Below are 24,782 nucleotides of genomic sequence, written 5' to 3'. Positions count from 1 at the left end.
TTACACTTCCAACTGCAGCATCAGTGCCGACAGCATACACAAGCCTGCCGTCTCCGTCCGCAAAATTCTCTTTCCAAGCGTTACGATCTCCGCCCCGTTTTCCCTGGCAAGCTCGACTTCTTCGTCCTCAAAACCGCCCTCCGGACCGATGAAAACGGCGATATCCGTCCCCGGCTTGACCGACGCCAGCAGTTCCCTCGTTTTCCGGATGCCGTCCGCCGACTCATATGGCAGAAGAACCATATCGTACCCGGCTGCCTCTTTGACCGCCTCTTTGTAGGTCATAAGCGGCGCCACCTCCGGGATAAGGCTGCGCTTGGACTGCTTCGCGGCGCTCTCAGAAACCGCATTCCAGCGTTTTCTCTTCGCGTCCGCTTTTTTCGCATCCAGCTTGACAACCGAGCGCTTCATGCTGACCGGAACCACCCGGTATGCCCCCAGCTCCACCGCCTTCTGGATGATCAGTTCCATCTTATCGCCCTTCGGAAGCCCCTGGAACAGGTGAATCCGCGCCGGAAGCTCTTTGTTTTCCCATTCTTCCAGAATCTTTGCCGAAACATACTCTGGTTCCAGTTCTTCCACGCGGCAGAAATAGTCGCCGCCCTCACGGCTGCTGATCAGGATCTCCTCGCCCGGCTTCATCCGCAGAACATTGCGAATATGGTTGACATCCGCGCCCTCAATCCGGATTTCTTCCGCCCCGATCTGGTGCGGTTCCACAAAAAAATGGTACATGATTATTTCTTCCTCGCTGTCACAGAAACCCACTCGCCCTGATGGGTAATCTCTACAATCTCAAAGGCATCGTTCGCCTCAAATGCCGCCTTGACTGCCTCTTCCTTCATATCAATGATACCCGATGTGATGAAGATACCATTTTTCTTAATATGAACCGGGATCTCTTTCTGCAGCATGATGATAACGTCTGCCAGGATGTTGGCAACCGCAATGTCGTAATACTCGTATTTTACCTCGTCCTGCACTGCTTTATCGTCGATGATGTTGCCCTGTACGACCTTGAACTGCTCCGGTGCGATTCCGTTTGCTTCCAGATTCTCGCCAACGGCTGTGATCGCATTTTCATCCAGATCCGTTCCAAATACATGTTTTGCGCCCAGTTTTAACGCCGTGATGCCTAAGATACCGCTTCCGGTTCCGACATCAAGCACCTCTGAATCCGGTGTCACGTATTTCTCGAGCTGGCGGATGCACAGCTGCGTTGTCTCATGCATGCCCGTACCAAACGCCGTACCCGGATCGATCTGAATCAGCAGCTTGTCCTTGTGCTCCTCCGGCACTGTCTCCCAAGTCGGCTTGATGAGGATGTGATCGACCGTAAACGGTTTGAAATACTGTTTCCAGTTGTTGATCCAGTCCTTATCCTCCGTCTCGGATTCTGCAAACGTGCAGGCGCCCAGATCGGTAAACGGCTTCAATTCTTCCAGCGCCTCTTTGACTTTCGCCATCATCGCCGGGATATCATCATCCTCATCGAGATAAAAACTTACCTTCGCCACGCCCTCATCCGGCGGAAGCTCCGGCAGAATGTCGATGAACATTCCCTTCGTCTCTTTCTCGGTCAGCGGGATATTGTCCTCAATCTCAATGCCCTCGATGCCGAGTTCATCCAATGTGTAGCTGATGAGATCCACCGCCTCTGTGGTGGTCGTCAGCGTAAATTTCTTCCATTTCATGTTCGTTACCTCTCTTTATTGAAATGACTTATCATCCAAACATTCACGTTTCATCACGCAGCTATTTTTTCATCATTTTCACTGTAAATGTGTCAAATGTTACTGTTCACAGGTAGGCACTTTTGGAACCGAAAGTGCCGTAAGAAAACGTGGTGGCAGCAGGAATTTGCCGTATTTAAATGCGAAGCCACGGCAAATTCCGTTACTGGGCACGTATGCGTGAACAGTAACTGTCAAACGAATGAATCCGCCTAATCGTTCTAATTTTCTTTTCTAATTTCCCGATAAAATCTTCACAAACAGGATCGCCAGCACCACTAGAATCAGCGGGCGCACGATCTTCTGTCCATTTCCCATTACCAGGCCGGAACCGATATAATTTCCTAAAATACTGCAGATCGCCGCAGCCAGCCCCAGCGTGTAAATGATCTTGCCGTGAATCACAAATGTGACAAACGCCGCCACATTAGACGAAAGATTGATCGCCTTTGTCGTACCCGCCGCCTCTTTCATCGTATAGCGCGCCGCTCCTGTGAGCACCAGCAGCAGGAAAGTTCCGGTTCCCGGTCCGTAAAAGCCATCATAAATACCGATGATCAGCGCGGATGCCAGCGCAATCAGGAATGATTTCCGCTCCGGCAGGGTGCCCGCCAGCGAATCATCGCCCATTTTCTTATTCCGCATAACATAAAATGCAACAATCGGAAGAATCACGATCATCATATACTGTAAAATCTTATCGCTGACTAACAGAGTCAGGTTCGAACCGATCGAAGAACCGATCAGCGCCGCCACGATAAACCAGACCACCTTCTTAAACTGTATGTAACCGTTTTTGGCAAACCGCCCGGTCGCGATTGCCGTTCCCATCATGGAACTCATTTTGTTGGTTCCGAGCGCCATATGGGTCGGAACCCCGGCGATCAGGTACGCCGGAAGTGAAATCAATCCGCCTCCCCCTGCGATCGCATCCACAAAGCCTGCCAGAAATACCATCGGGCAGACGATTATAAACTGCAGTATCGTGCAATCCATGCTACATCCTCCAAAATTTTCATGCACGCCCAAATTCCTCCTGCCGTCGCAAAACAGAAATCAAAAAGCACTCCGGGCATACATTTCTATTCTTATTGCAAAAACTCCGCCAGTGCATAGGTACTGACATCCAAGCCATATTCGGTCAGGCGGACATGGCTATCTGTTTGGGCTGACGCTTCCAGCAATCCTTCTTTCAAAAGCCTCTCGATCACCTCGCCGTACACCGCTTCCATCGTCACGCCAAACCGACGTTCAAACTCTGCCGTCCGGACGCCGCCGGTCAGCCGCAGCCCCAAAAACATAAATTCTTCCATCCGCTCCTGACGGCTCAGTTCGTGTATTTCCTCATACTGTGCGCCCGCTGCCAGCTCTTCTTTCGTAAACGTCAGATAACGGTTCAAATCCGCCGTCACCTGAAAGCGTTTCCCGCCCGCCAGCGAGGACGCCCCCAGACCAAGCCCCAGATACTCCACGCCGGTCCAGTAACCGATGTTGTGGCGGCAGGCATAGCCCGGTCTGGCATAATTGGAAATCTCATACCGCTCATAGCCCCGCTTCGCCAGCGTTGTTTTCGTATGATGGTACATATTCCGGTCTGTCTCCTCATCCGGCAGACATTTGCAGTTTTCATACTTCGTCTGTAAACGCTTTGGCATAGAGGCGTAATCGCCGTATTTCTCCAGATCCGCGCACATCTCCCCGTACTCTTCATATAACGGCGTGCCTTCTTCCACAATCAGGCTGTACGCGGAAATATGTTCCGGTTCCAGGTCGCAGACGAACCGCAGCGTCTCCTGCCAGCTCTCCTCCGACTGTCCCGGAAGTGCCGACATCAGATCGACATTGATATTGTCAAATCCAGCGTCCCGCGCAGCACGAAAGCTCTGCAAAAACTGCTCCCGCGTATGAATCCGCCCTAAAAGCCGCAATTCCTCCTCCGAAGCCGACTGCAGCCCCAGACTCAGGCGGCTGACCCCTGCATTCCGGTAACCGGCTGCCGAATCCGGTGTCAATGTCCCCGGATTCGCCTCCATCGTGATCTCCGCATCCGGCTCTACCCGAAAGACCTGCCGGACGGCTGCCAGAATCCGCTCAATCGCCGATGGTGGAAGCAGGGACGGCGTTCCGCCGCCGATAAAGATCGTCTCCACCGTCCGCCCTGTCAGGTTTAGCGGCGGCGCCGCATTTTCAGGACACTGCCCTGCATCCTCTTCCGGAATGCTTTCAATCTCCCGGATCAGCTGATCCACATATTTTTCCCGCACGCACGCATCGGACGCAAACGAAAGAAAATCACAGTAACGGCATTTGCGGACGCAGAACGGGATGTGTATATATAATTCCATTATTCCTCGTCCAGCTTCAGGACGCTCATAAATGCCTTCTGCGGAATCTCTACGTTTCCGATCTGACGCATACGTTTCTTTCCTTCCTTCTGCTTCTCCAGAAGTTTTCTCTTTCGGGAAATATCGCCGCCGTAGCATTTTGCCAGAACGTCCTTCCGCATTGCCTTGACCGTCTCGCGGGCAATGATCTTTCCACCGACCGCCGCCTGGATTGGAATCTCAAATAAATGACGCGGAATCTCATCCTTGAGCTTCTCGCACATTTTTCTGCCGCGCTCATATGCCGAACCTTCGAATACGATGAAAGAGAGCGCGTCCACTTCCTCGCGGTTGACGAGAATATCCAGTTTTACCAGCTTGGATTCCTCGTAGCCCTTTAACTCATAATCAAACGACGCGTAACCGCGGGAGCGCGATTTCAATGCATCGAAGAAATCATAAATAATCTCATTTAACGGAAGTTCATATTTCAGCAGCGCACGGCTCGCCTCAATATACTCCATTCCCAGGTAAACGCCGCGGCGCTCCTGGCACAGCGTCATGATCGCACCGACAAACTCGGTCGTAACCATGATCTCCGCCGACACGATCGGCTCTTCCATATAGGCAATCTCGGACGGATCCGGCAGGTTTGACGGGTTCGTCAGCTCAATCATATCGCCGTTCGTCTTGTGCACCCGGTATACAACGCCCGGCGCCGTTGTCACAAGATCCAGATTGTACTCGCGTTCCAGGCGTTCCTGGATAATATCCAGATGGAGAAGCCCCAGGAAACCACACCGGAAACCAAAGCCCAGCGCTACCGATGTCTCTGGCTCAAAATAGAGCGCTGCATCGTTGAGCTGCAATTTTTCCAGTGCATCCCGCAGATCCGGATATTTCGCACCATCCGCCGGATAAAGACCGCAGTATACCATCGGCGTTACCTTCTTGTAACCCGGAAGCGGCTCTGCACATGGGTTGTCCAGATCGGTGATCGTATCGCCCACGCGGGTATCCTGCACATTTTTAATACTGGCAGTCACATAGCCAACCATACCGGCTGAAAGCTCTTCGCACGGAATAAACTGACCTGCGCCAAAATATCCAACCTCCACAACCTCTGCAGCCGCTCCGGTCGCCATCATTTTCATGCGTGTGCCTTTTTTGATCTTACCGTTCTTCACACGGCAGAATACGATAACGCCCTTGTAAGAATCATACAGGGAGTCGAAAATAAGCGCCTGCAGCGATGCCTCCGGATCGCCCGCCGGTGCCGGGATCTTCTGCACGATCTCCTCCAGAACTGCCTCGACATTTAAGCCGGTCTTCGCAGAAATGCGCGGTGCATCTGACGCCTCCAGACCGATCACATCCTCGATCTCCGCTGCCACGCGCTCCGGATCCGCACTCGGCAGATCGATCTTATTTAACACCGGAATGACCTCCAGATCATGATCCAGCGCCAGATATACATTCGCCAGCGTCTGCGCCTCGATTCCCTGTGCCGCATCCACAACCAGAATCGCGCCGTCGCACGCCGCCAGGCTTCGGGAAACCTCGTAGTTAAAGTCCACATGTCCAGGCGTGTCGATTAAGTTAAAAATGTACTCCTGACCGTCTTTCGCCTTATATACCGTGCGGACTGCCTGCGACTTGATGGTAATACCTCTCTCCCGCTCCAGATCCATGTTATCAAGCACCTGCGCCTGCATCTCACGGCTCGTTAAAAGTCCCGTCATCTCAATAATACGATCTGCCAGCGTTGATTTGCCGTGATCGATATGTGCAATGATGCAGAAATTTCTGATTTTGCTCTGATCTATAATTGCCATCCGTTCATTCCTCTCTCTGTATCACTTTGTTTGGCAGCAAAATGTTTGCTGCGATATCTTATTTTTTATTTAAAATCATCTTTTATAATAAATAACACCTGATCTAAATGAATATACCATTTTTTCAGGTACGCCGCAAGTCCTGAAATAGAAAAAGCCTTGACTAAAAGCCTTGCCATTAGCCTGTCAGCACCTGATCCAGAAGCTGCGCCAGCGGATCCATCGCATTGACCGCCTCTTCATATGTATTCGTCTGTGCTCCGACCTCGATCAACGCCGAGCGCGGGCGTAGATGCAGATTGTAACGAAGCCCCTTTAAATAAATCGTCCGCGTAAACCCAGGATATATCTGATCGGCATTCCACTTCATCTGAAAACTGAACGCCAGATTTTCCTTCCGGCAGGGATTTGCCAGATACTCGATCGGTCCGTCCGGCGTTTCGCTGGTACCGTTGAAAAACATGATCTGTGCCGTTGGTTTCCCTTCTATCTGCGTGACTAGATGCGTCTGCTCGCTGACACCGTCCCGGTGCACATCTAAAATCACCTGAATCGACGGGTATTTCTGCAAAAGGTTCGTGACACCCTCGCAGGCATATGTATAGGCACGGCTCCGGTCTAGATGCCCCGACTTCATATCATAGGCAGTTGTATCGTGCCAGACCTGATATCCTTTCGCCCGCAGCCGTTTTGCCAGCTCTTCCCCCAGAGACACCACCGCTCCCTTTCCGTCGCTTCCCGCATAATCTCTATAATTTTCCTGCGAATGGGTATGATAAATCAAGATCTGTGGTCCGTCCGCCTCGTCCTTCCTGATTGTCAGATCCATCGATAAAAATGTCTCTGCGTTCATCAGGCTCCGGTCAATCGATGCCGTCGGGTGGATTGTAAAAAAATGCTGGATCAGATAATCATAATCTTCCAGCTTTTTCCGCAGACGCGGGCTGTCCACCAGTGCGGCAGGATTTGCCCTCTCTGTCTTTTCTCCATTCTTTCCAGCACTATACAGCCTCTCTTCGTCTGTCTCTCCGCCGCCCTGTCTCCCACTTCCATGAACAAGCCCGTTCCATTTTCCAAGTAAAGTTCCATCCACCAGCCTACTCCCGGAAAACTGTGCCAGGAAATCCATATACTCCTGCCGGACTTCCTGTTCTTCCAGATATTTATAATAGGACGGATCGGCTTCTCCCTGTGTCTGTTTCTTCCACCCGGCAAGTCTATGCCTTTTCCCCTCCTCCGAATCTGGTATATCCCGCAAATTAGTCCCCCAGACCGGGTACCAGGACCTTACCACCGCATTCTGCACAGCTGTCCAGATGAATGCACGCATCTTCCAGCCGACTGTCAGCAAAAACAGAACCATCAGGAGCCCGGCTGCCCTCTGCCACCACCGCACCGCATTCATCTCCCTTCTTTCCTGTTCTATCCTATGCGGTTAGCAAAGTGTAGTTTCCTGTTTAGTTCTGTTTTTCAATCTGGCATTTTTTTCAGTGTTATCTTTCTTCCTCCAGCCGTTCCACTGCCCGCCGGATCCCCTCGGCGATTGCTGCGCTCAGCTTGCAAATACGCTCGTCCATGTCCTGCGGGGTCACAAACATCGCTCCAAATTCAGGTTCCAGAAGTTCCCGGATCAGCTCATACTGGCTGTCCGAATCCAGTTCCCGGATGTATTCACCGTACCGGCTGCCCTCTTTTGAGGCGGTTAGTGTCCGCACTAACGCATTGACCGTCCCGTGAACGATCGCCGCCGCGCCCACAACCGTCGGAACGCCGATCGCGATTACCGGCACGCCGAGATTTTCCCGCGTCATTCCCCGGCGGTGGTTGCCGACGCCGGAACCCGGATGAATTCCTGTATCCGTCAGCTGAATGGTGCTTGCCAGACGGTGGACGTTTCGCGCCGCCAGCGCGTCGACCGCGATCACCAGATCCGGGCGGCTCTCCCGCACGACGCCGCGGACAATTTCTGCCGTCTCCATCCCTGTCTGTGCCATCACCCCTGGATGGATACCGCTGAGAACCGGATGCACCGTCCGCCCCGCTTTCTCAGCCGTATAGAGGTATGTGCCATTTCTTCTGCCTGGCTCCGTCCGCAGATGGCGGTTCATCGAAAGCCCATCCACCACGCGCGGTCCCAGCGAATCCGGCGTCACCTGCCGGTTTCCCAGTCCCGCTACCAGAATCGAAAGTCCGGCCATGGTTGAAGCACAGTTTTTCCGGATCAGGGACGCCAGCTGCCGTCCTAACTCCCCGGCAGCCGCCTCACAGTATGCGTCCTCTGTCTCCGACAGCCCCGGATCTTCCATCGTCAGGTAGGTTCCCATCGGCTTTCCCATTGATTCCGCACCTTTTTCGTTCAAAATCGAGACTTCCGTCATCCGGATCGAACTGCCATGACAGCGCCATTCCCGCAGCGCCACACCGCCGATTTCGCCCCCATTCCCCTCAAAACTTTCTCTCTCCTCCAACGCCAGATCCGTCCGATTTTCAAACATGGCTGCTCCCTTCTATCTCACAACTCAATCACAACCCGCACCACCATAAGGCTTAAATTCCATCCTATCACTTTTTACTTCAAGATAGCCTTATTATTTTTCTCAATTCGTAACTGTTCAGTACCTTCACAGTCACGCGCAAAAATTCATTAAAACGCAGTAAATGCGCAGACCTACTGAACAGTTACCTCAATTTTTATATTTTCCAGAAATATATATTTTATTCTCTCAAAAAAACCTAACGCTTTTTTTGTTTCATAGGACGCAATTTCCTGTGAAACAAAAAACTGCGCCACCCAGCCCAGATATTTGACATCGCCCGCAAGGATAGGCGCCGCCTGGTATCCGGTCAGATACCGCAGTTTATACGTTTATTTTTCGAATTTTTCTAAAACTCTATTCTATTTCTCGCCGTCCGCACTCTCCACCGGCGTTACTGTTCACACATGTGTGCTCAGCAACGGGATTTTGCCGATGCTATGCATTCCAAATCGGCAAAATCTGCTGCCGGAACTGTATCGTACGGAATTTTCAGTTCAGAAAATTCCTACCTGCGAACAGCTACCCACCGGCATCTATTCCCCCGGATGTTCCACCTTCCAGATCTCCGTCTCCAGATAGTTCCAGATCTCTTCTCTGCCCTGTTTTGTCTCGGCGGAGAACGGAATCAGCATCACTTCGGTGCCGACTCCCAGACCTGTTCTGAGAATCTTTAACTGTTTCTGGAGCTGGCTGCGCTTGATCTTGTCAGCCTTGGTCGCAATCAGGATCGGCTGGAAGCCCTGGGAAACGATCCAGTCGTACATGAGTTTGTCGTTTGAAGACGGCTCATGACGGATATCAATCAGCAGGAAGACGCAGCGAAGCATCTGCGATTTGTGCAGATAATTCTCAATCATCTTGCCCCACTTTGCCTTGACCTCGACGCTCGCGCGCGCGTAGCCGTACCCTGGCAGATCGACGTAGTAAAACGCGTCGTTGATATGGTAAAAATTGATCGTCTGGGTCTTGCCCGGCTGCGAGGATGTTCTCGCATAGGATCGGCGGTTCATCAGCGCATTGATCAGGGACGATTTGCCGACGTTTGATTTGCCTGCAAACGCGAATTCAGGCTGTGTATTTGCCGGCAGCTTACTGGTGATACCGCAGACGGTTTCCAGATTTACATCTTTTATAATCATATTTTTTCTCCTACTAAACCGCTATTTCTCCGGTACAAATGCCTCTCGGATGACTTCGTTCATCTCCTTGATGTATACGATCTCCATTCCTTTCGTGATTTCCTTCGAAAGTTCCTCGACATCCGGCTGATTTTTCGCCGGTACCAGTACCTTTTCCACCTGCGCCATGCGGGCTGCGAGCAGTTTTTCTTTCAGACCGCCGATCATCAGCACATGACCGCGCAGCGTTACCTCGCCGGTCATCGCCACACGCGGCAGTACCTTCCGTCCTGTCACCGCCGACAGCATCGCCGTTGCCATCGTGATTCCGGCCGACGGACCATCCTTCGGCACCGCGCCCTCCGGGATATGCAGGTGAATATCGTGTTTCTCGAAATAGTTCTCCTTCACGCCGTAATCAGATGCAACCGAACGCACATAGGTCAGTGCAATCTGCGCCGACTCCTTCATGACATCGCCCATCTGACCCGTCATCTGCAGCACGCCTTTGCCCGGCATGACATTGACCTCGATCTGCAGTGTATCGCCGCCGACGCTCGTCCACGCCAGACCGCGCACGATACCGACCTGTGCCTCATTTCCGGCTGCATCGAAGAAGACTTTCTCGCGTCCCAGATAATGATCCAGATTCCGCTCTGTCACGCGGATCGACGGTTTCTTCTTCTCCAGCACCTCTCTGGCTGCCTTGCGGCAGATATCGCCAACCCGGCGCTCCAGATTCCTGACTCCAGCTTCCCTGGTGTAGCTGTGAATCATTTTCTCCAGCGCCGGACCCGTGATATTTAACTGTTCCTTCGAAAGGCCATTCTTCTCCAGCTGTTTCGGAATCAGATAGTCTTTTGCAATGTGATATTTTTCATTTTCCGTGTAACTATTGACTTCAATCAGCTCCATACGGTCCAGCAGCGGTCCAGGGATCGTCTGCGTTGTATTCGCCGTCGCGATAAATAATACCTCCGACAGGTCAATCGGGATCTCCACATAATGGTCGCGGAATTTCACATTCTGCTCGCTGTCCAGCACCTCTAAGAGCGCCGAGGATGTATCTCCCTTATAATCGCTGCTGACTTTGTCGATCTCATCCAGCAGCATCAGCGGATTGGCAACCCCTGCCTGCTTGAGCCCTTCCACGATGCGTCCCGGCATCGCGCCGACGTAGGTTTTTCTGTGACCGCGGATCTCCGCCTCGTCGCGCACGCCGCCCAGGCTGATGCGGACATATTTGCGTCCCATCGCCTTCGCAATCGAGCGGGCGATCGAAGTTTTACCGGTTCCAGGCGGTCCCACCAGGCAAAGGATCGGGCTGGTGCCCTTCTTCGTCAGGATGCGGACTGCCAGGTATTCCAGCACGCGCTCTTTGACCTTTTCCAGACCATAATGGTCGGCTTCCAGAATCTCTTCCGCATGCTTCAGGCTCGCGTTATCCTTCGTCATTTTGTTCCACGGCAGTTCCAGCACCGTTTCCAGATATGTCCGGATCACATTCGCATCCTGGCTGCCCGCCGGCATATTCTGGAAACGGTTGATCTCCTTGCGGATCCGCTCCTTTACTTCCACGCTGGCTTTGATCTTCTTCAACTGCTCCTTCATCTCATCCGCATCAGAAACCGGATTTTCCTCTCCCAGCTCCTCCCGGATCACACGCAGCTGCTCCCGCAGAATATAATCACGCTGATTTTTATCCAGCGCCGCCTTTACCTTCGTCTGAAACTCGCGTTTCACGCGGTAAACCTCTAATTCCGTCAGCAGAAGCTGCAGCTCTGTCTCATACATCTCCGTCAGCGTCCGGCATTCCAGTACCGACTGGCGCGCTTCATAGTTCCACGGGAACTGGGCTGATATCTGGTTCATTAATTCGGTCAGATCTGGCTGTGCGATCAACGGACTTAATACTTCACGTCCCGCTGCCACATTTAATTTTCCGTATTCTTCCAGCTTTTCTTTCAGAATTCGGAGCATCGCCTCTTTCTGAATCGTGTCCAGATCGTCCTCGACCGGATCCAGAATCTCCACGATCGCAGTGCAGCATGCCTCGCCCTTCTCCATCTCCAGAAGCTCGGCTCTCTCCTGCCCTTCCACCGTGACGCGCACCATGCCGCCCGGCATCTTGACAAGCTGTTTCACGTAGCCAATCGTTCCTACCTGAAAAATCCCGTCAATATCCGGGATCACCTCATCCGGCTGCTTCTGCGTCGCCAGAAATACTCGCTGATCGCCCACCATCGCCTGCTCCACCGCCGCGATGGATTTATCCCGGATGATATCGAAATTTACCGTCATCTGCGGCAGCACGGTCAGTCCGCGCAGCGCGATCATCGGCATTGTCAGTTTCTTATCTTCCATAACACCTTTATCTTTCTTAATCAAATGTATCGTTATTTCCTGTGAAAAGAAAAACAGGGGTCTGCCTATGGCAGTTCGCCATCTCACAGACCCCATTAACAGCCGCCATTCTCAAGCTGCTGCATTTATTTTCCTTTACATTTACGCAATCTCGCCGGTTCTGTCTTTCTTAGAACGTCCTGTAAAAGACTTGCGGGGCACCGTATTGTCGCGATATACCAGCTCCGGCGCACTCTTTCCCTCGACTACGTCTTTGGTAATCGTGCAGATGCCGATCGTGGAATCGGACGGAATCTCATACATGGTATCCATCATCAGGGACTCCATGATAGAACGAAGTCCTCTGGCTCCCGTCTTTCTCTCGACTGCCATGTGGGCGATCGCCATCAGCGCATCATCCGTGAACTCCAGCTTCACGCCGTCCAGATCGAGAAGCGCCTGATACTGCTTGATCAGTGCATTCTTCGGCTCTCTTAAAATGCGGACCAGCGCCTCCTCATTGAGCGTCTGGAGCGATACCGTGATTGGCACACGACCGATAAACTCCGGAATCAGACCAAACTTCGTCAGATCCTGCGGCATTACCTGTTTCAGAAGCTCATCGATATCCTGATGCTTGCGATCCACAATATCGGAGTTAAATCCGATGGAACCGGCACCTAAACGGCTGTCGATGATCTTCTCCAGACCGTCAAATGCACCGCCGCAGATGAACAGGATGTTGGTCGTATCGATCTGAATCAGTTCCTGCTGCGGATGCTTTCTGCCGCCCTGCGGCGGAACACTGGCAATGGTTCCTTCCAGAATCTTTAAAAGCGCCTGCTGTACACCCTCGCCCGATACATCGCGGGTGATAGATACATTTTCAGACTTCTTCGTAATTTTATCAATCTCATCAATATAAATGATGCCGTACTCTGCCTTGCTGACGTCGTAATCAGCCGCCTGGATGATCTTCAAGAGAATGTTCTCTACATCCTCGCCGACATATCCAGCCTCGGTCAGAGTGGTCGCATCCGCGATGGCAAACGGTACATTTAAGATCTTCGCCAGCGTCTGCGCCAGGTATGTCTTACCGGAACCGGTCGGTCCGAGCATCAGGATGTTGCTCTTCTGAAGCTCTACATCCTGCGTGGACTTGGACATAACTCTCTTGTAATGGTTATAAACCGCTACGGAGAGCACCTTCTTGGCGTCGTCCTGTCCGATGACATACTCATCGAGAAATTCTTTGATTTCCTTCGGCTTCAGCAGGTTGATTCCGCTGAAATCCGGTCCTTTTTCCTGATCGGCAAATTCCTCTTCCAGAATCTCCGAGCAGAGTTCGATACAGTCATCGCAGATATATACATTATCTGTGCCAGCGATCAGTTTTCTAACCTGATCCTGTGTCTTGCCGCAAAATGAGCAGCGTATTTTGTCGTCTGTTCTGCCTGGCATACTTCCACCTTGTTCCTTTCTATTATTCCATCCAGAAATCTAATTAGTGGTTGGTAATGACACAATCAATCAGACCATACTCTTTCGCCTGCTCTGCTGTCATGTAATTATCACGCTCTGTATCACGCACGATCACGTCATACGGCTGGCCTGTATTGGCTGCCAGAATCTCATTTAATTTCTTCTTGGTACGAAGAATATTCTCCGCTACGATCTGGATCTCGGTTGCCTGTCCTCTCGCGCCGCCGGATGGCTGGTGAATCATCACTTCTGCGTTCGGAAGTGCATATCTCTTTCCTTTGGTACCGCCGGAAAGCAGGAATGCGCCCATGCTGGCTGCCATACCCAGACAGATGGTAGATACATCACATTTGATATAATTCATCGTGTCATAGATCGCCATACCTGCGGTAACAGAACCGCCCGGGCTGTTGATATATAAGCTGATATCCTTATTCGGATCCTCTGCCTCCAGGAACAGAAGCTGTGCTACAACCAGGCTGGCTGTCACATCATTTACTTCCTCTCCCAGGAAAATGATACGATCTTTAAGCAGACGGGAGTAGATGTCATACGTCCGCTCGCCGCGGCTGGTGGATTCAAGGACATAAGGTACTAAACTCATGATTCTTCCTCCTATAATTGAGAATGAATGTTTATGGCAAAAATTGTTACAGTTCACACGCGTGCAAACTGTAACAGGATTTTGCTGATGCTTCGCATTACAAATCAGCAAAATCTGCTGCCACTATGTTATCGCACGGCACTTTCGGTTCCAAAAGTGCCTGCCTGTGAACAGTAATACAAAATTCTATGATGCCTTAGGACACCATAGAATTCTGCCGTATTTCAGTATTCGCTTTTATCGGTTTGATTAAGCAAGCTTTGCCTGCTCTACCAGTAAATCGATCGCTGCCTGAACTTTCAGGTCCTCACGGATCTGCTCTTTCTCGCGCTCACCCATCATTTCTTTCAGCTTAGCGCCTTCCAGTTTGTAGGATGCTGCGATCTCGTTGATCTGCTCGTCAAGCTTCTCATCGGAAACTTCTACGTTCTCAACTTCAACTACTTTCTCAAGAACCAGTCTGGTCTTGATTCTCTTCTCTGCTTCCGGACGCATCTGCTCCATCAGCTTCTCCGGTGTCATGCCGGTATATTTCATGTAATCGTTGATGTTTAAGCCCTGGCTCTGCAGACGGCGAGCGTAGTTCTCTACCATCTCTCTTGCCTGAGTGTCAACCATCGGCTGCGGCAGTTCCATCTGAGCGTTCTCAACTACTTTTTCGATTACGTTGTTCTCGTTCTCTACTTTAGCATCCTGCTCTTTCTTCTCCTGCAGTTTCTTGCGGATGTCTGCTTTGTACTCATCCAGAGTATCGAAATCAGATACTTCGCTTGCGAACTCATCGTTCAGCTCCGGAAGCTCGTTTCTCTTAACTTCTTTGATGGTTACAACGAACTTAGCCGGTTTGCCAGCCAGCTCATCTGCATGGTACTCAGCCGGGAAAGTAACGTTTACGTCACAGGTCTCGCCTTTTTTCTTGCCGATTAACTGATCCTCAAAGCCCTCGATGAAGGAATGGGAACCGATTACCAGCGGATAATCTGTACCAGCGCCGCCGTCAAATGTCTTGTCATCAATGTAGCCGGTGAAGTCGATGATAGTGTTGTCGCCGTCCTCGATTGCGCCGTCTTCTACGTCGATCAGTCTGCCGTTTTTCTTACGTGCTGCAGTCAGCTCGTTCTCTACATCCTCGTCTGTCACAACAGCTTCTGCCTTCTTAACTTCTACGCCTTTGTACTCGCCCAGAGTTACTTCCGGTTTCAGAGCTACGGTTGCCTCGTAGATGAATGCCTTACCTTTTTCGATCTGAGTTACTTTGATCTCCGGAGTGGAAACAATCTCTTCCTTGCTCTCCTCTGCTGCCTTCGGATAAGATGCGTCGATCACTTCGTTTGCTGCATCCTCATAGAAAATGCCAGCGCCATACATCTTCTCCAGCATAGCTAACGGTGCTTTACCTTTACGGAATCCCGGGATGCTGAATTTGTTTTTGTTCTTGTTGTACGCATTTTTGATTGCTGCATCAAACTCTTCAGCCGGAACTTCGATGGTCAGCTTTGCCATGTTCTTCTCTAATTTTTCTACCTGTAAACTCATTTTAAGGGGTCCTCCTTGCTTCTATATGTGAACCGCCATTCTACCGGGCGTTACACTTCAAGATAGCATTATAGCATATCTGCGTGCTAAATACTAGCGGAAAATATAATTTTGCGTTCACTTTTTGCGGGTTTATGAGTGGTTTTAGGTGGGTTTTATGCCATTTTTGATGCATTTTCTGTATGTTTCTAAGTTGAAACTACACCTGGTCATACTGAATTGAATCTTTGACCTGTAATGCTACCGGGCGATCGACTAAGAGCAATGCCAGCTCAATTCCCAGATCCAGCGCATATCCAAGTCCACGCGCCGTTGTGATATTGCCGTCCGTCACAACGCCCGCACCCGTCAGCTTCGCACCGGTCAGGGCATCCTCAAAGCCCGGATAGCAGGTTGCCTTCTTGTCCTTCAAAAGCCCCAGCTGCCCCAGAATGCTCGGAGCCGCACAGATCGCTGCCAGGCGCTTTCCAGCAGCATCTGCCTGCACCAGTGCATCGCAGAGCGGTCTGCACGCCATCAGATTTTTCGTTCCCGGCATACCGCCCGGAAGGAACAGAAGATCCGCTTTCATCGGGTCAACCTCATGCAGCAGAGCATCTGCATGGATACCAAATCCATGTGCGCCCTTCACCTCTTTTTTACCCGTAATCGAAACCAGTTTTACCTTCACACCCGCGCGGATCAGCACGTCTGCCGTCGCCAGACATTCCACTTCTTCCAGTCCATCTGCTAAAAATGCGTATACTACAGCCATGATTATTTCCTCCTGTTCTTTGTTTTTATAACACTTTTTATATTAAATTATTTATTTGTTTTCCACAAAGCAATCATTTTTCCTTTTGAAAATGCCTTTACTAGCACCCACACATTCACCGCCTCGTCAAGAATCAGGCTCAAAATCCAGCCACAGAGCACATCGACCAGCGAATGCTGTTTGATGAACATGGTTGAAAGACAAATCAGAATTGTGACAATCCACGAAAGTGTACGGATCGGTTTCTTGTTCCGCACACTTGCCGCGTGGCAGATCGTCAGATGCACCGCCACAGTGCTCGATACATGGATCGACGGGCAGACATTGTTCGGCGGATCCACACTCCGCAGAAAACGCACAATCTGCGCGCAGAAATTCTGTGATGTGATCTCCTGCCGCAGATTTAAACCGTTTGGTGCCAGCAGGTAGACAAATAAACAAAAGGTTGCTCCTGCAAACATCACAAAGCAAAGTCGCAGATATGCCTCCCGATCCTTGATCATAAAATAAAGCATAAACACCGGCACCCACGCGTACCACAGAAAATACGGCAGTACAAACCATTCATTAAACGGTATCAGGTCATCGACCGCACAATGTATAATATGAACATCCGATGGTTCATGCAGCTCCAGCAGAAAAAATCCTGACAGAAACACCAGCATATAGAGTCCTGCCAGACAGTAGCGGTGCGTTTTGATCCAATTCATTACCTGTTTTATCATTAATAATATACCTTTGTATTGTTCTTTCGTTTTTATTCTTTCGTTTTTAATACCAGGTTTTCCGCCAGCGCCAGACGGCTGTTCTGGTACTCGCCCGTAAACGTCACCTCGCGCCCGAACCATTCCGGCGGCACAAAGGCAAGTGCGGCTTCCTCACTTGGAAATTCAACCTCCGCCAGCTTCAATCCCTCATATTCACCTAAAAAAATGTCCAGCTCAATCGTGTACTCCGTTCCTTCCATCGGAATCAGATAACGCTTTTTCGTCAGAATCCTGCCGTCAGCCTTCGAGCGGAGATGCTCATAGGATTCCTTCGTCAGCGGCAGATTGTATTCCTCCCGCGCCATCAGTCCTTTGGATTTGTAGGTCAGATAATAGGTGTCATCCTCCTGACGGACACGCACAACCGGGGCAGTGCTTAGATATGCCTGCTCGATCTGGTGGAAGGGGTATCCGGCTATATCAAATGGAATGTGACTAATTAAATATTTGCGTTCGATTTCCATAAAATTAGTTGTCCTTTTTATATTTCTTAAAAAGTCTTAACAAAAGTACCGTATTTCTCCAAAATGAGAAAGCCATTTTTCTATAATTTCTTCACTGTTGGCCTCTATCACCCGAATCATACTGTTCAAAATTTGGGCTGATATTTTGGAAGAATTGTGGCTGAGCAATGCCTTGCCCGTACTGGTTATCCACACTTTTGTCGCATTTGAAGTTGCTCTTCCCTCTGCAATATGGACATGCACCGGTTCCAGCGGCTCATTTTCATTCGACCAAAAATATACAATATATGGTCCAATCCTAAAAATTTGCGGCACTCAGAATTCCTCCCTCTTGTGAAAACTCCATAATCAAGTGTGCATTTTCCCGAATCAGTTTCTTGAAATAACTCATTTCCATATCTGAATAACCATTTATATTCTCCCACTTGTAATCTGGCAAATAGCATATCGCATTGTGAAATCCATCTTTTTCATCGGGTGTTTCTATATAAACTTTAACCCTGCCATCTGCCCGCATTTCAGAATGGGTAATTTCCGTATCATCATTTAAGGTCATAAATGGGTACATCATCTTTCTTCCTCCTCTCATTTATCCTCAAAACAGTTTTAACCACGGCTGCTTTCTACTTATTCAGCATCCCCATCACCACAACCACCACAAACAGTACCACCATCACGCCGATAAAAATATCCATCGTCCGCACAGAGACATGCACATGGTCATAGATGCGCTCTTTGATGGTCTTTTCTTTCATGAGTTCCAGCTCCCGGCGGAGCTTTTCATTCTCCGCTTCCAGTTCCTCCAGAGTTTTATCTGCCGTCTCCTCTGCCGCTTCTTTCGCCGTCTCCAGTTTTTCGCTCACTGTTTCTTTTATCGTCTCATTCTTTTCCAGCATTTCGTTTTCGCTCATCCTTGTTCCTTTCAGAATATGGCTTGTTTTCTCTGCTGCTCACTCTGAAACAGCCTCTTCTCTTATTATATCCATAAAAATAAGTTCAGGCAATCCAAAAATATTTTTCCGTCACTGTCAAAGCAAGCGCTGGCACGCCATCTCGTCCACCATCCCCCTGCCGATTACAACTTTTCAGATTTATACAAGAAAAAATCCTGCCCGGCAGTTTATATAATAGAAGATTCCAACGGATTATCCTATTATAAAAAACTCCCCCGCCATGCATCCATGGAGAGGGAGTTTCTGATTTCTTTTCGAACTTATATTTATGTACGGTTTCAGACGACTTTTCATATGGTACATACATTCTCGTCAGAACACAGTTAATCTTATTACTTCTTCGCAATATACTTACGGATATCCAGCGCAATCGCAACAACGATAACGATACCCTGTGCAATATACTGATAGTTCGGGTCGATGCCGAGGAACTGTAAGCAGGTCTTTAAGAACTCGAATACAAGTACACCGATGATAACACCGGAGATACGTCCGATACCACCGTTTACAGATACACCACCGATGGTACAAGCTGCAATAGCCTCCAGCTCGTAACCGTTACCGGTATTTACACCGGCACCACCAGATTTAGCTCCCAGAAGGAAACCTGCGATAGCATACAGTGCAGTAGCTGTTACATAGATGATGATCTTGGTTTTCTTAACATTTACACCAGCAACCTCTGCTGCTGCCTCGTTGCCGCCGATTGCATACATATATTTACCATGGCGGGTGTAGTTAAATACGAACCACATGATCGCGCCGATGACAAATGCAATGATGAACAGGTACGGAATACCGAAGAAGTTACCATTTGCAATGATGGTATACTCCTGACGATAACCGCCTAACGGAACGGATTTTGTGTAAACCAGGTTGATACCGTATACGATCATCTGCATACCCAGGGTACCGATGAAAGCCGGTACATTCAGGTAAGCAACTACGATACCATTGATAAGACCAAATACACAGCAGATAGCAATACAGATAAGGAGAATCAGCCATACGTTCTGCTCGCCAAATCCTTTGGTAAGTTCAAAATGTCCGCTGTAATCACTCTTCTGGAGCAGAGTACCTGCCAGGCAGGCAGAAAGTCCAACCAGACGTCCTGCAGAAAGGTCGGTACCTTTCGTAATCAGACAGCCGGATACGCCGACTGCGATGATGAAACGGCATGCTACGTTGATGGAAATGTTGCTAAAGTTGCTACGGCTGAAGAAGTTCTGTTTTGTCACACCAACAAAGAGAACCATCAACAGGATCAGAATAACGATACCGTTATTGATCAATATATCTTTTACATTCAGTTGTTTCTTATCCATTCTCTCTTCCTCCTTTAGAACTTAGTCGCGTAGCTCATGATACGCTCCTGAGTTGCTTCCTCACCCTGTACCTCACCGGTAATGTGACCATTACACATGACAAGGATACGGTTCGACATACCAATCAGCTCCGGCATCTCAGATGAAATCATGATGATACCTTTGCCCTGCTTTGCCAGGTCAATCATGATCTGGTAGATCTCGTACTTGGCACCAACGTCGATACCACGGGTCGGCTCATCCATGATGAGGATATCCGGGTTGTTGGCCAGCCAGCGGGAAATCAGAACCTTCTGCTGGTTACCGCCTGAAAGTGACTGAATCAGTGTCTTACTGCTCGGCGTCTTGATTGAAAGCTTTGCCACGTTATCCTTGACAAGCTGCTCAATCTTCTTCTTATTCAGTTTGATACCATAGTGTAAATACTGATCCAGGGAGGAAATTGATACATTATCTGCAATGGACAGACATCCCAGAATACCAGTTCCGCGTCGGTCCTCGGTAATCATACCGATACCGCCCCGGATTGCATCCTGCGGACGCTTAATGTTCATTTTCTTACCCTTAATATAAACTTCTCCGGATTTAATATGACGCATACCGAAGATACCTTCCATCAGTTCCGTTCTCTGAGCACCTACCAGGCCGCCGAATCCAAGAATCTCGCCTCTTCTAAGGGTGAAGGAGCAATCCTGGAAGGAACGATCATGGATACTGGAATATCCTCTGACATCCAGCAGTACCTCTCCGGCTTTTGTATCATTCTTCGGAGGATAGATATTGGTCAGCTCACGACCAACCATCTGTTTGACGATCTCATCATCCGAAATCTCGTCCATATGCCAGGAACCAACATAGGTGCCGTCTCGCATGATGGTAATATCATCACAAATCTCACGAATCTCCGCCATCTTATGGGAAATATAGATGAGGGATACGCCTCGTGATTTCAGGTCACGGACAATGCGGAAAAGCGCCTCTACCTCATTATCCGTCAAGGAGGAAGTCGGCTCGTCCAGAATTACAACTCTGGCATTTAAGGATACAGCCTTGGCAATCTCGACAGACTGCATCTGGGCGATGGACATGGTTCCCAGTTTTGCCTTCGGGTTATACGGCATCTTAACATCGTCCAGCCATTTTGCTGTCTCTTCAAACATCTTTTTATGGTCGATGACCTGAATCGGACCAAATTTCTTGGTTGGATAACGACCGGTGTACATATTCTCTGCTACCGTTCTCTCAGGTATCGGCTGCAGCTCCTGATGTACCATGGCCAGTCCTCTGTGAAGGGCTTCATCCGGATTGTGGATCTCCACTTTTTCTCCATCCAGATATACCTCACCTTCATCCATATGATAAATACCAAAGAGACATTTCATCAAGGTGGATTTACCAGCGCCGTTTTCTCCCATCAGTGCATGGACGGTGCCGGGACGTACTTTGAGGTTTATCTTGTCCAGAGCTTTTACGCCAGGGAAGCTTTTCGATACCCCGCGCATCTCCAATCTGTACTCTGCCATCCCATTCTCTCCTTTCATAAAATCGGGTGTGCCATCTGGACACCCGACACTTTATTCACTCCCCTGCAGGGGAGTGATATGTTCATAACCGTCCTTCTCTGAACAGCTACAATTATTTAATCATTTCCAGAATATCGCCAGCGTTCTCAGTTGTAACCTTTACATAGTCTACCATGTATACGTTGTCAACATCTTTGCCGTTTACGAAATCAAGAGCTTTGTCAGCTGCTGTATGAGCCTGTCCGAAGTAATCGTTGAATACGGTACCGGTCATCTTGTCGTTCATAACGTTCTCAACAACCTCAACCAGAGCATCAACACCTACCAGGTAGATATCTTTGTTTACAGTTCTTCCAGCTGCCTCGATAGCCTGCAGAGCACCAAGAGCCATAGCATCGTTGTTGCAGAATACAACATCGATCTTGTCGCCGTACTGGGACAGAGCGTTAGCAGTGATCTCCTGACCCTTTGTCTGATCCCAATCACCACGCTGCTTGGTCAGCTCTTCAACCTCTACGCCAGCTGCCTTTAAAGCCTCAACGGATTTCTCAGTTCTGTACTGAGCATCTACGTTCTCCGGATCACCCTGAACCATGATGTAACGAACAACGCCGTCGCCGTCTGCATCACCCTTGTTCTCAAGCTCAGCGATCTCTTCACCCTGATATGTACCGGACTGTCTAGCATCAGCACCTACATAAGTAGCTTTGATGCCGTCGTCAACCCAAGCCTGCTCTCTCTCAGCATCCGGCTCACGGTTGATGTAAACAACCGGGATACCTGCTTCGTTGCAGATGTTGGTTACATCCGGCTCAGAAGAAGCCTGAACCAGGTTGATGATCATAACATCAAATCCCTGAGTAACGAAGTTACGGATCTGGTTCATCTGCTCGGACTGGTCATTCTTACCATCCATGATGGAGATGTTCTCTGCCTTTAAGCCAAGCTCATCTACTAAATATTTCTGAAGTTCGTTTCTATACAGTGTCATGAAGTTATCAGCGAACTGGTAAATAGAAATACCAACTTTAACTTCTGCCGGATCTTTTCCTTCGATTGCTTCTTTAACAGTCTCTGCTGCGTCAGCTGCTGCTGTTGTCTCTTCTGCCGCTGCAGTTGTCTCTGCCGGTTTGCTGGAGCAAGCAGTTACGGAAAATGCCATTGCAGTTGCCAAACCAAGTGCTGCTACTTTTTTCAGTTTCATAATGTTTGTCCTCCCTTAAACTTGCGTATCCGTTTGCGCTGTCCGGATCCACCGAACAGTTAAATTTTCCGCATACACACATTATACAGTTTCGCCGATTCGTCATTTTTTCTTATCGACACCTTTATTATACGGATCGTTTGTACACTTTTCCATATAATTTTCTTGGTTCTTATATAAAATTTTTTTAGATCCTTTGTGATTTTATTCACATATTCTTGTTTTTCCGGTGTGAAACTGTGGGATTTTATGGTAAATCAGCAACAGTCAACGCTTTCTGACTGCATTGATAATAGGTTCCTTCCTCTAATTCGACCTTTTCCTGTACATTTTGACCAAGTGCCTCAGCGGCAGCTATCTCAAAAATCACTTCTGCATACTCGTCGCTGTCACACTGGACTGTTCCATACAGTTTTCCGCTCTTAAGCCCCTCGATTCCCTGCGGGGTTCCGTCGATGCCGACCACCTTGACGCCCCTTGTGTCACCGGCGCGTTCAAGCGCCTCGGCAGCTCCGAGCGCCATCTCATCGTTGTTGCAGATCACCACCTCGATCGCATCCCCGAACTGGCGGATCCACTGTTCCATCAGCGCCGCTGCCTGGCTCCGATCCCAGTTTGCCGAACCACCGGTCAGTTTTTCCAGCGGAATACCTCCGTCGCGCATCGTCTGTACCGACCACTCTGTGCGGATCAGCGAATCCTGATGGCTGCGCTCGCCCTCCAACATCACATATCCCACGGTTCCATCCTCGTTTAAATCAAGACTGCCTGGATTTTCCTGATACGCATCCACCAGAAGTTCTCCCTGCAGAACCGCCGATTCCCGCGCGTCCTCCCCTACATAATAGAGGTGCTCCCATCGTTTCATATCCTCCTCGACCGGTTCGCGGTTGAAAAATACGACCGGCGTCCCGGCATCCATCGCCTTGTTGATGACATACGATGCTGCCGAGCGATCCACCATATTAACACAGATCGCATCGTATTCCAGAGAAAGGAAACGATCTACCTGGCTGTTCTGCGTATTTTGGTTTCCCTTCGGATCCATGATTTCCAGATTAACCTTGATGCCCGTCTGTTGCTCATATTCCTTCGCCTTTTCCTCCAGACTGGAACGGATATTGTTGATAAAGGCATCCTCGCCCCGGTACAGCGTTACACCGATACGGATGCTCTTTTTTTCTGCCGGTTTTGCCGCGCTGCATCCATTTAAAAGAAGTGTGCCCACTGCCAGAAGTGCCAGCGCCATCTGAATGCTTTTTCCGTTTTTTTTCATCTTTCTATACTCCCTCCCGGATTTTTAATCAATCGGGTACAGCATCTTCTCATATTTCTTCGAGCGCAGCTCATCCTTCTCTATATAGTAGGATTCCAATGAAAGCTGGCTTCTCTCCTGCTCTTTTTCAATCGCCTGCACTGCTTTTTTGACCGCAAAATAGCCCGCGTCAAACTGGTTTGTCACCACCAGCCCCCGGATTGTCCCCTTGTCAAGCTGATCCAGCAGGGACGGCATCATCCCGACGCCGTACAGCCCGGAAATGTATTTTCCGTACACGCTGCTTCCGCCGACAATCTCCGCCGCCTCCGCTGTGCTGGCGAAATCCAGTGCCGCCACCACCGCCGTGCCGCTGCCCGGATAAACTGTTTTTTCAATGACGGAACGGTAAGTATCATCGGTGCCGCGCGGCACAATGGTATAGGAAAAGCCCTGTTTTTCCAGCACCTCCGTCAGCCCCTGCTTCATCTCCCCCGCCTTGCCGATATATGGGTTATCTGCAAAGATCCAGACAGGAAGATCGGGGCTCTGTTCCGCCGTAATCGCCTCGCCCAGCTTTCTCCCGGCTGCCGTCCAGTCCATATGAACCGCCCCCTTGACCTCCTCATCCGGTGATAATTCACCCAGCAGGATAATCGGCGTTCCATATGTATTTTCTTCCAGATATTGGCGGCATTCCAGCTCATCAACCGGCTCCAGTATCACTGCCCCGGCACCGTCTGCCGCTTCCCGGCGCACCAGCTCCATCTGCTGTGCCAGATTATCCTTTTCATACAGGGTAATAAAGCTGACATCTACATTATACTCAACCGCCGCCTGATCCACGCCCTTGCGGAAGTTGACGTAATCATCATCCGAAGTATCGCTGATAATCAGGGACACCGGGTAGACCTCCACCTCTTTTTCCTTGATGATCCAATCCGTGGAGGAAAGGAGATACAGCAAAATAAGTCCCACACACAGGATTCCCCAGAGCACCAGCTCCTTTTTTTTTCTCACTCCAT

General features: G+C 49.7%; 23 protein-coding genes. All 23 read right to left on the bottom strand.

What is annotated here, in order from left to right:
• The 23 genes from DWV73_RS00505 to DWV73_RS00395 all read right to left on the bottom strand — a co-directional run bounded on the left by DWV73_RS00505 (nucleotide 1) and on the right by DWV73_RS00395 (nucleotide 24,777).
• Nucleotides 1-735: a 16S rRNA (uracil(1498)-N(3))-methyltransferase gene (locus DWV73_RS00505; RefSeq protein WP_117795082.1), complete on the bottom strand. Its 735-nt coding sequence runs from the start codon at nucleotides 733-735 to the stop codon at nucleotides 1-3.
• 2 nt (nucleotides 736-737) lie between these two features.
• Entirely contained in the window at nucleotides 738-1,694 is a 957-nt protein-coding gene (gene prmA, locus DWV73_RS00500) for a 50S ribosomal protein L11 methyltransferase (protein WP_107001601.1), read from the bottom strand.
• Between the two features lie 273 nt (nucleotides 1,695-1,967).
• A complete protein-coding gene (locus DWV73_RS00495; RefSeq protein WP_022359721.1) occupies nucleotides 1,968-2,729 on the bottom strand; it encodes a TSUP family transporter in 762 nt (253 codons plus the stop codon).
• Between the two features lie 92 nt (nucleotides 2,730-2,821).
• The gene (hemW, locus tag DWV73_RS00490) at nucleotides 2,822-4,078 is read right to left on the bottom strand and encodes a radical SAM family heme chaperone HemW (RefSeq protein WP_117795080.1); all 1,257 of its coding nucleotides are present in this window, start codon (nucleotides 4,076-4,078) and stop codon (nucleotides 2,822-2,824) included.
• Nucleotides 4,078-5,892, bottom strand: coding sequence for a translation elongation factor 4 (lepA, locus tag DWV73_RS00485; RefSeq protein WP_117795078.1), 1,815 nt, complete (start codon nucleotides 5,890-5,892; stop codon nucleotides 4,078-4,080). The genes hemW and lepA overlap by 1 nt, the downstream gene beginning before the upstream one ends.
• A gap of 178 nt (nucleotides 5,893-6,070) precedes the next feature.
• Nucleotides 6,071-7,297, bottom strand: coding sequence for a stage II sporulation protein P (gene spoIIP / locus DWV73_RS00480; RefSeq protein WP_117795076.1), 1,227 nt, complete (start codon nucleotides 7,295-7,297; stop codon nucleotides 6,071-6,073).
• 88 nt (nucleotides 7,298-7,385) lie between these two features.
• Nucleotides 7,386-8,387, bottom strand: a complete 1,002-nt coding sequence (gene gpr / locus DWV73_RS00475) for a GPR endopeptidase (protein WP_022359222.1) — start codon at nucleotides 8,385-8,387, stop codon at nucleotides 7,386-7,388.
• A 575-nt stretch (nucleotides 8,388-8,962) separates the two neighbouring features.
• On the bottom strand, nucleotides 8,963-9,568 hold the full coding sequence (gene yihA, locus DWV73_RS00470; protein ID WP_117795074.1) for a ribosome biogenesis GTP-binding protein YihA/YsxC: 606 nt from the start codon (nucleotides 9,566-9,568) through the stop codon (nucleotides 8,963-8,965).
• Nucleotides 9,569-9,589: 21 nt separating this feature from the next.
• The gene (gene lon, locus DWV73_RS00465; RefSeq protein WP_117795736.1) at nucleotides 9,590-11,911 is read right to left on the bottom strand and encodes an endopeptidase La; all 2,322 of its coding nucleotides are present in this window, start codon (nucleotides 11,909-11,911) and stop codon (nucleotides 9,590-9,592) included.
• A gap of 141 nt (nucleotides 11,912-12,052) precedes the next feature.
• A complete protein-coding gene (clpX, locus tag DWV73_RS00460) occupies nucleotides 12,053-13,351 on the bottom strand; it encodes an ATP-dependent Clp protease ATP-binding subunit ClpX (protein WP_117795072.1) in 1,299 nt (432 codons plus the stop codon).
• A 43-nt stretch (nucleotides 13,352-13,394) separates the two neighbouring features.
• On the bottom strand, nucleotides 13,395-13,976 hold the full coding sequence (clpP, locus tag DWV73_RS00455) for an ATP-dependent Clp endopeptidase proteolytic subunit ClpP (protein WP_022359226.1): 582 nt from the start codon (nucleotides 13,974-13,976) through the stop codon (nucleotides 13,395-13,397).
• A gap of 249 nt (nucleotides 13,977-14,225) precedes the next feature.
• Nucleotides 14,226-15,512: a trigger factor gene (gene tig, locus DWV73_RS00450; protein ID WP_022359227.1), complete on the bottom strand. Its 1,287-nt coding sequence runs from the start codon at nucleotides 15,510-15,512 to the stop codon at nucleotides 14,226-14,228.
• Nucleotides 15,513-15,711: 199 nt separating this feature from the next.
• Complete coding sequence (locus DWV73_RS00445) at nucleotides 15,712-16,266, bottom strand: DJ-1 family glyoxalase III (RefSeq protein ID WP_117795070.1); 555 nt, start codon at nucleotides 16,264-16,266, stop codon at nucleotides 15,712-15,714.
• Between the two features lie 47 nt (nucleotides 16,267-16,313).
• Nucleotides 16,314-16,991 carry a phosphatase PAP2 family protein gene (locus DWV73_RS00440; RefSeq protein WP_207661025.1) on the bottom strand — a complete coding sequence of 226 codons (678 nt, stop codon included), beginning with the start codon at nucleotides 16,989-16,991 and terminating at the stop codon, nucleotides 16,314-16,316.
• Between the two features lie 32 nt (nucleotides 16,992-17,023).
• On the bottom strand, nucleotides 17,024-17,497 hold the full coding sequence (locus DWV73_RS00435) for a CYTH domain-containing protein (RefSeq protein WP_117795066.1): 474 nt from the start codon (nucleotides 17,495-17,497) through the stop codon (nucleotides 17,024-17,026).
• 36 nt (nucleotides 17,498-17,533) lie between these two features.
• Nucleotides 17,534-17,812, bottom strand: a complete 279-nt coding sequence (locus DWV73_RS00430; protein ID WP_107001610.1) for a DUF4160 domain-containing protein — start codon at nucleotides 17,810-17,812, stop codon at nucleotides 17,534-17,536.
• Nucleotides 17,796-18,086: a hypothetical protein gene (locus DWV73_RS00425; RefSeq protein WP_347471934.1), complete on the bottom strand. Its 291-nt coding sequence runs from the start codon at nucleotides 18,084-18,086 to the stop codon at nucleotides 17,796-17,798. Before DWV73_RS00425 ends, DWV73_RS00430 begins: the two co-directional genes overlap by 17 nt.
• Nucleotides 18,087-18,120: 34 nt before the next feature.
• On the bottom strand, nucleotides 18,121-18,408 hold the full coding sequence (locus DWV73_RS00420; protein WP_227589388.1) for a hypothetical protein: 288 nt from the start codon (nucleotides 18,406-18,408) through the stop codon (nucleotides 18,121-18,123).
• 374 nt (nucleotides 18,409-18,782) lie between these two features.
• A complete protein-coding gene (locus DWV73_RS00415) occupies nucleotides 18,783-19,775 on the bottom strand; it encodes a beta-methylgalactoside transporter (protein ID WP_107001612.1) in 993 nt (330 codons plus the stop codon).
• Between the two features lie 14 nt (nucleotides 19,776-19,789).
• Entirely contained in the window at nucleotides 19,790-21,298 is a 1,509-nt protein-coding gene (locus DWV73_RS00410; protein ID WP_107001613.1) for a sugar ABC transporter ATP-binding protein, read from the bottom strand.
• A 112-nt stretch (nucleotides 21,299-21,410) separates the two neighbouring features.
• On the bottom strand, nucleotides 21,411-22,502 hold the full coding sequence (locus DWV73_RS00405; protein ID WP_181357250.1) for a substrate-binding domain-containing protein: 1,092 nt from the start codon (nucleotides 22,500-22,502) through the stop codon (nucleotides 21,411-21,413).
• A 247-nt stretch (nucleotides 22,503-22,749) separates the two neighbouring features.
• The gene (locus DWV73_RS00400) at nucleotides 22,750-23,778 is read right to left on the bottom strand and encodes a galactose ABC transporter substrate-binding protein (RefSeq protein ID WP_117795064.1); all 1,029 of its coding nucleotides are present in this window, start codon (nucleotides 23,776-23,778) and stop codon (nucleotides 22,750-22,752) included.
• Nucleotides 23,779-23,802: 24 nt separating this feature from the next.
• A complete protein-coding gene (locus DWV73_RS00395; RefSeq protein WP_107001676.1) occupies nucleotides 23,803-24,777 on the bottom strand; it encodes a substrate-binding domain-containing protein in 975 nt (324 codons plus the stop codon).
• Between the last annotated feature and the right edge of the window lie 5 nt (nucleotides 24,778-24,782).

The sequence above is a fragment of the Clostridium sp. AF12-41 genome, assembly GCF_003461685.1.
Classification (GTDB): Bacteria; Bacillota; Clostridia; order Lachnospirales; family Lachnospiraceae; genus Otoolea; species Otoolea fessa.
The sequence above is the reverse complement of the archived record's forward strand: the minus strand, read 5'-3'. Positions and strand labels throughout refer to the sequence as shown.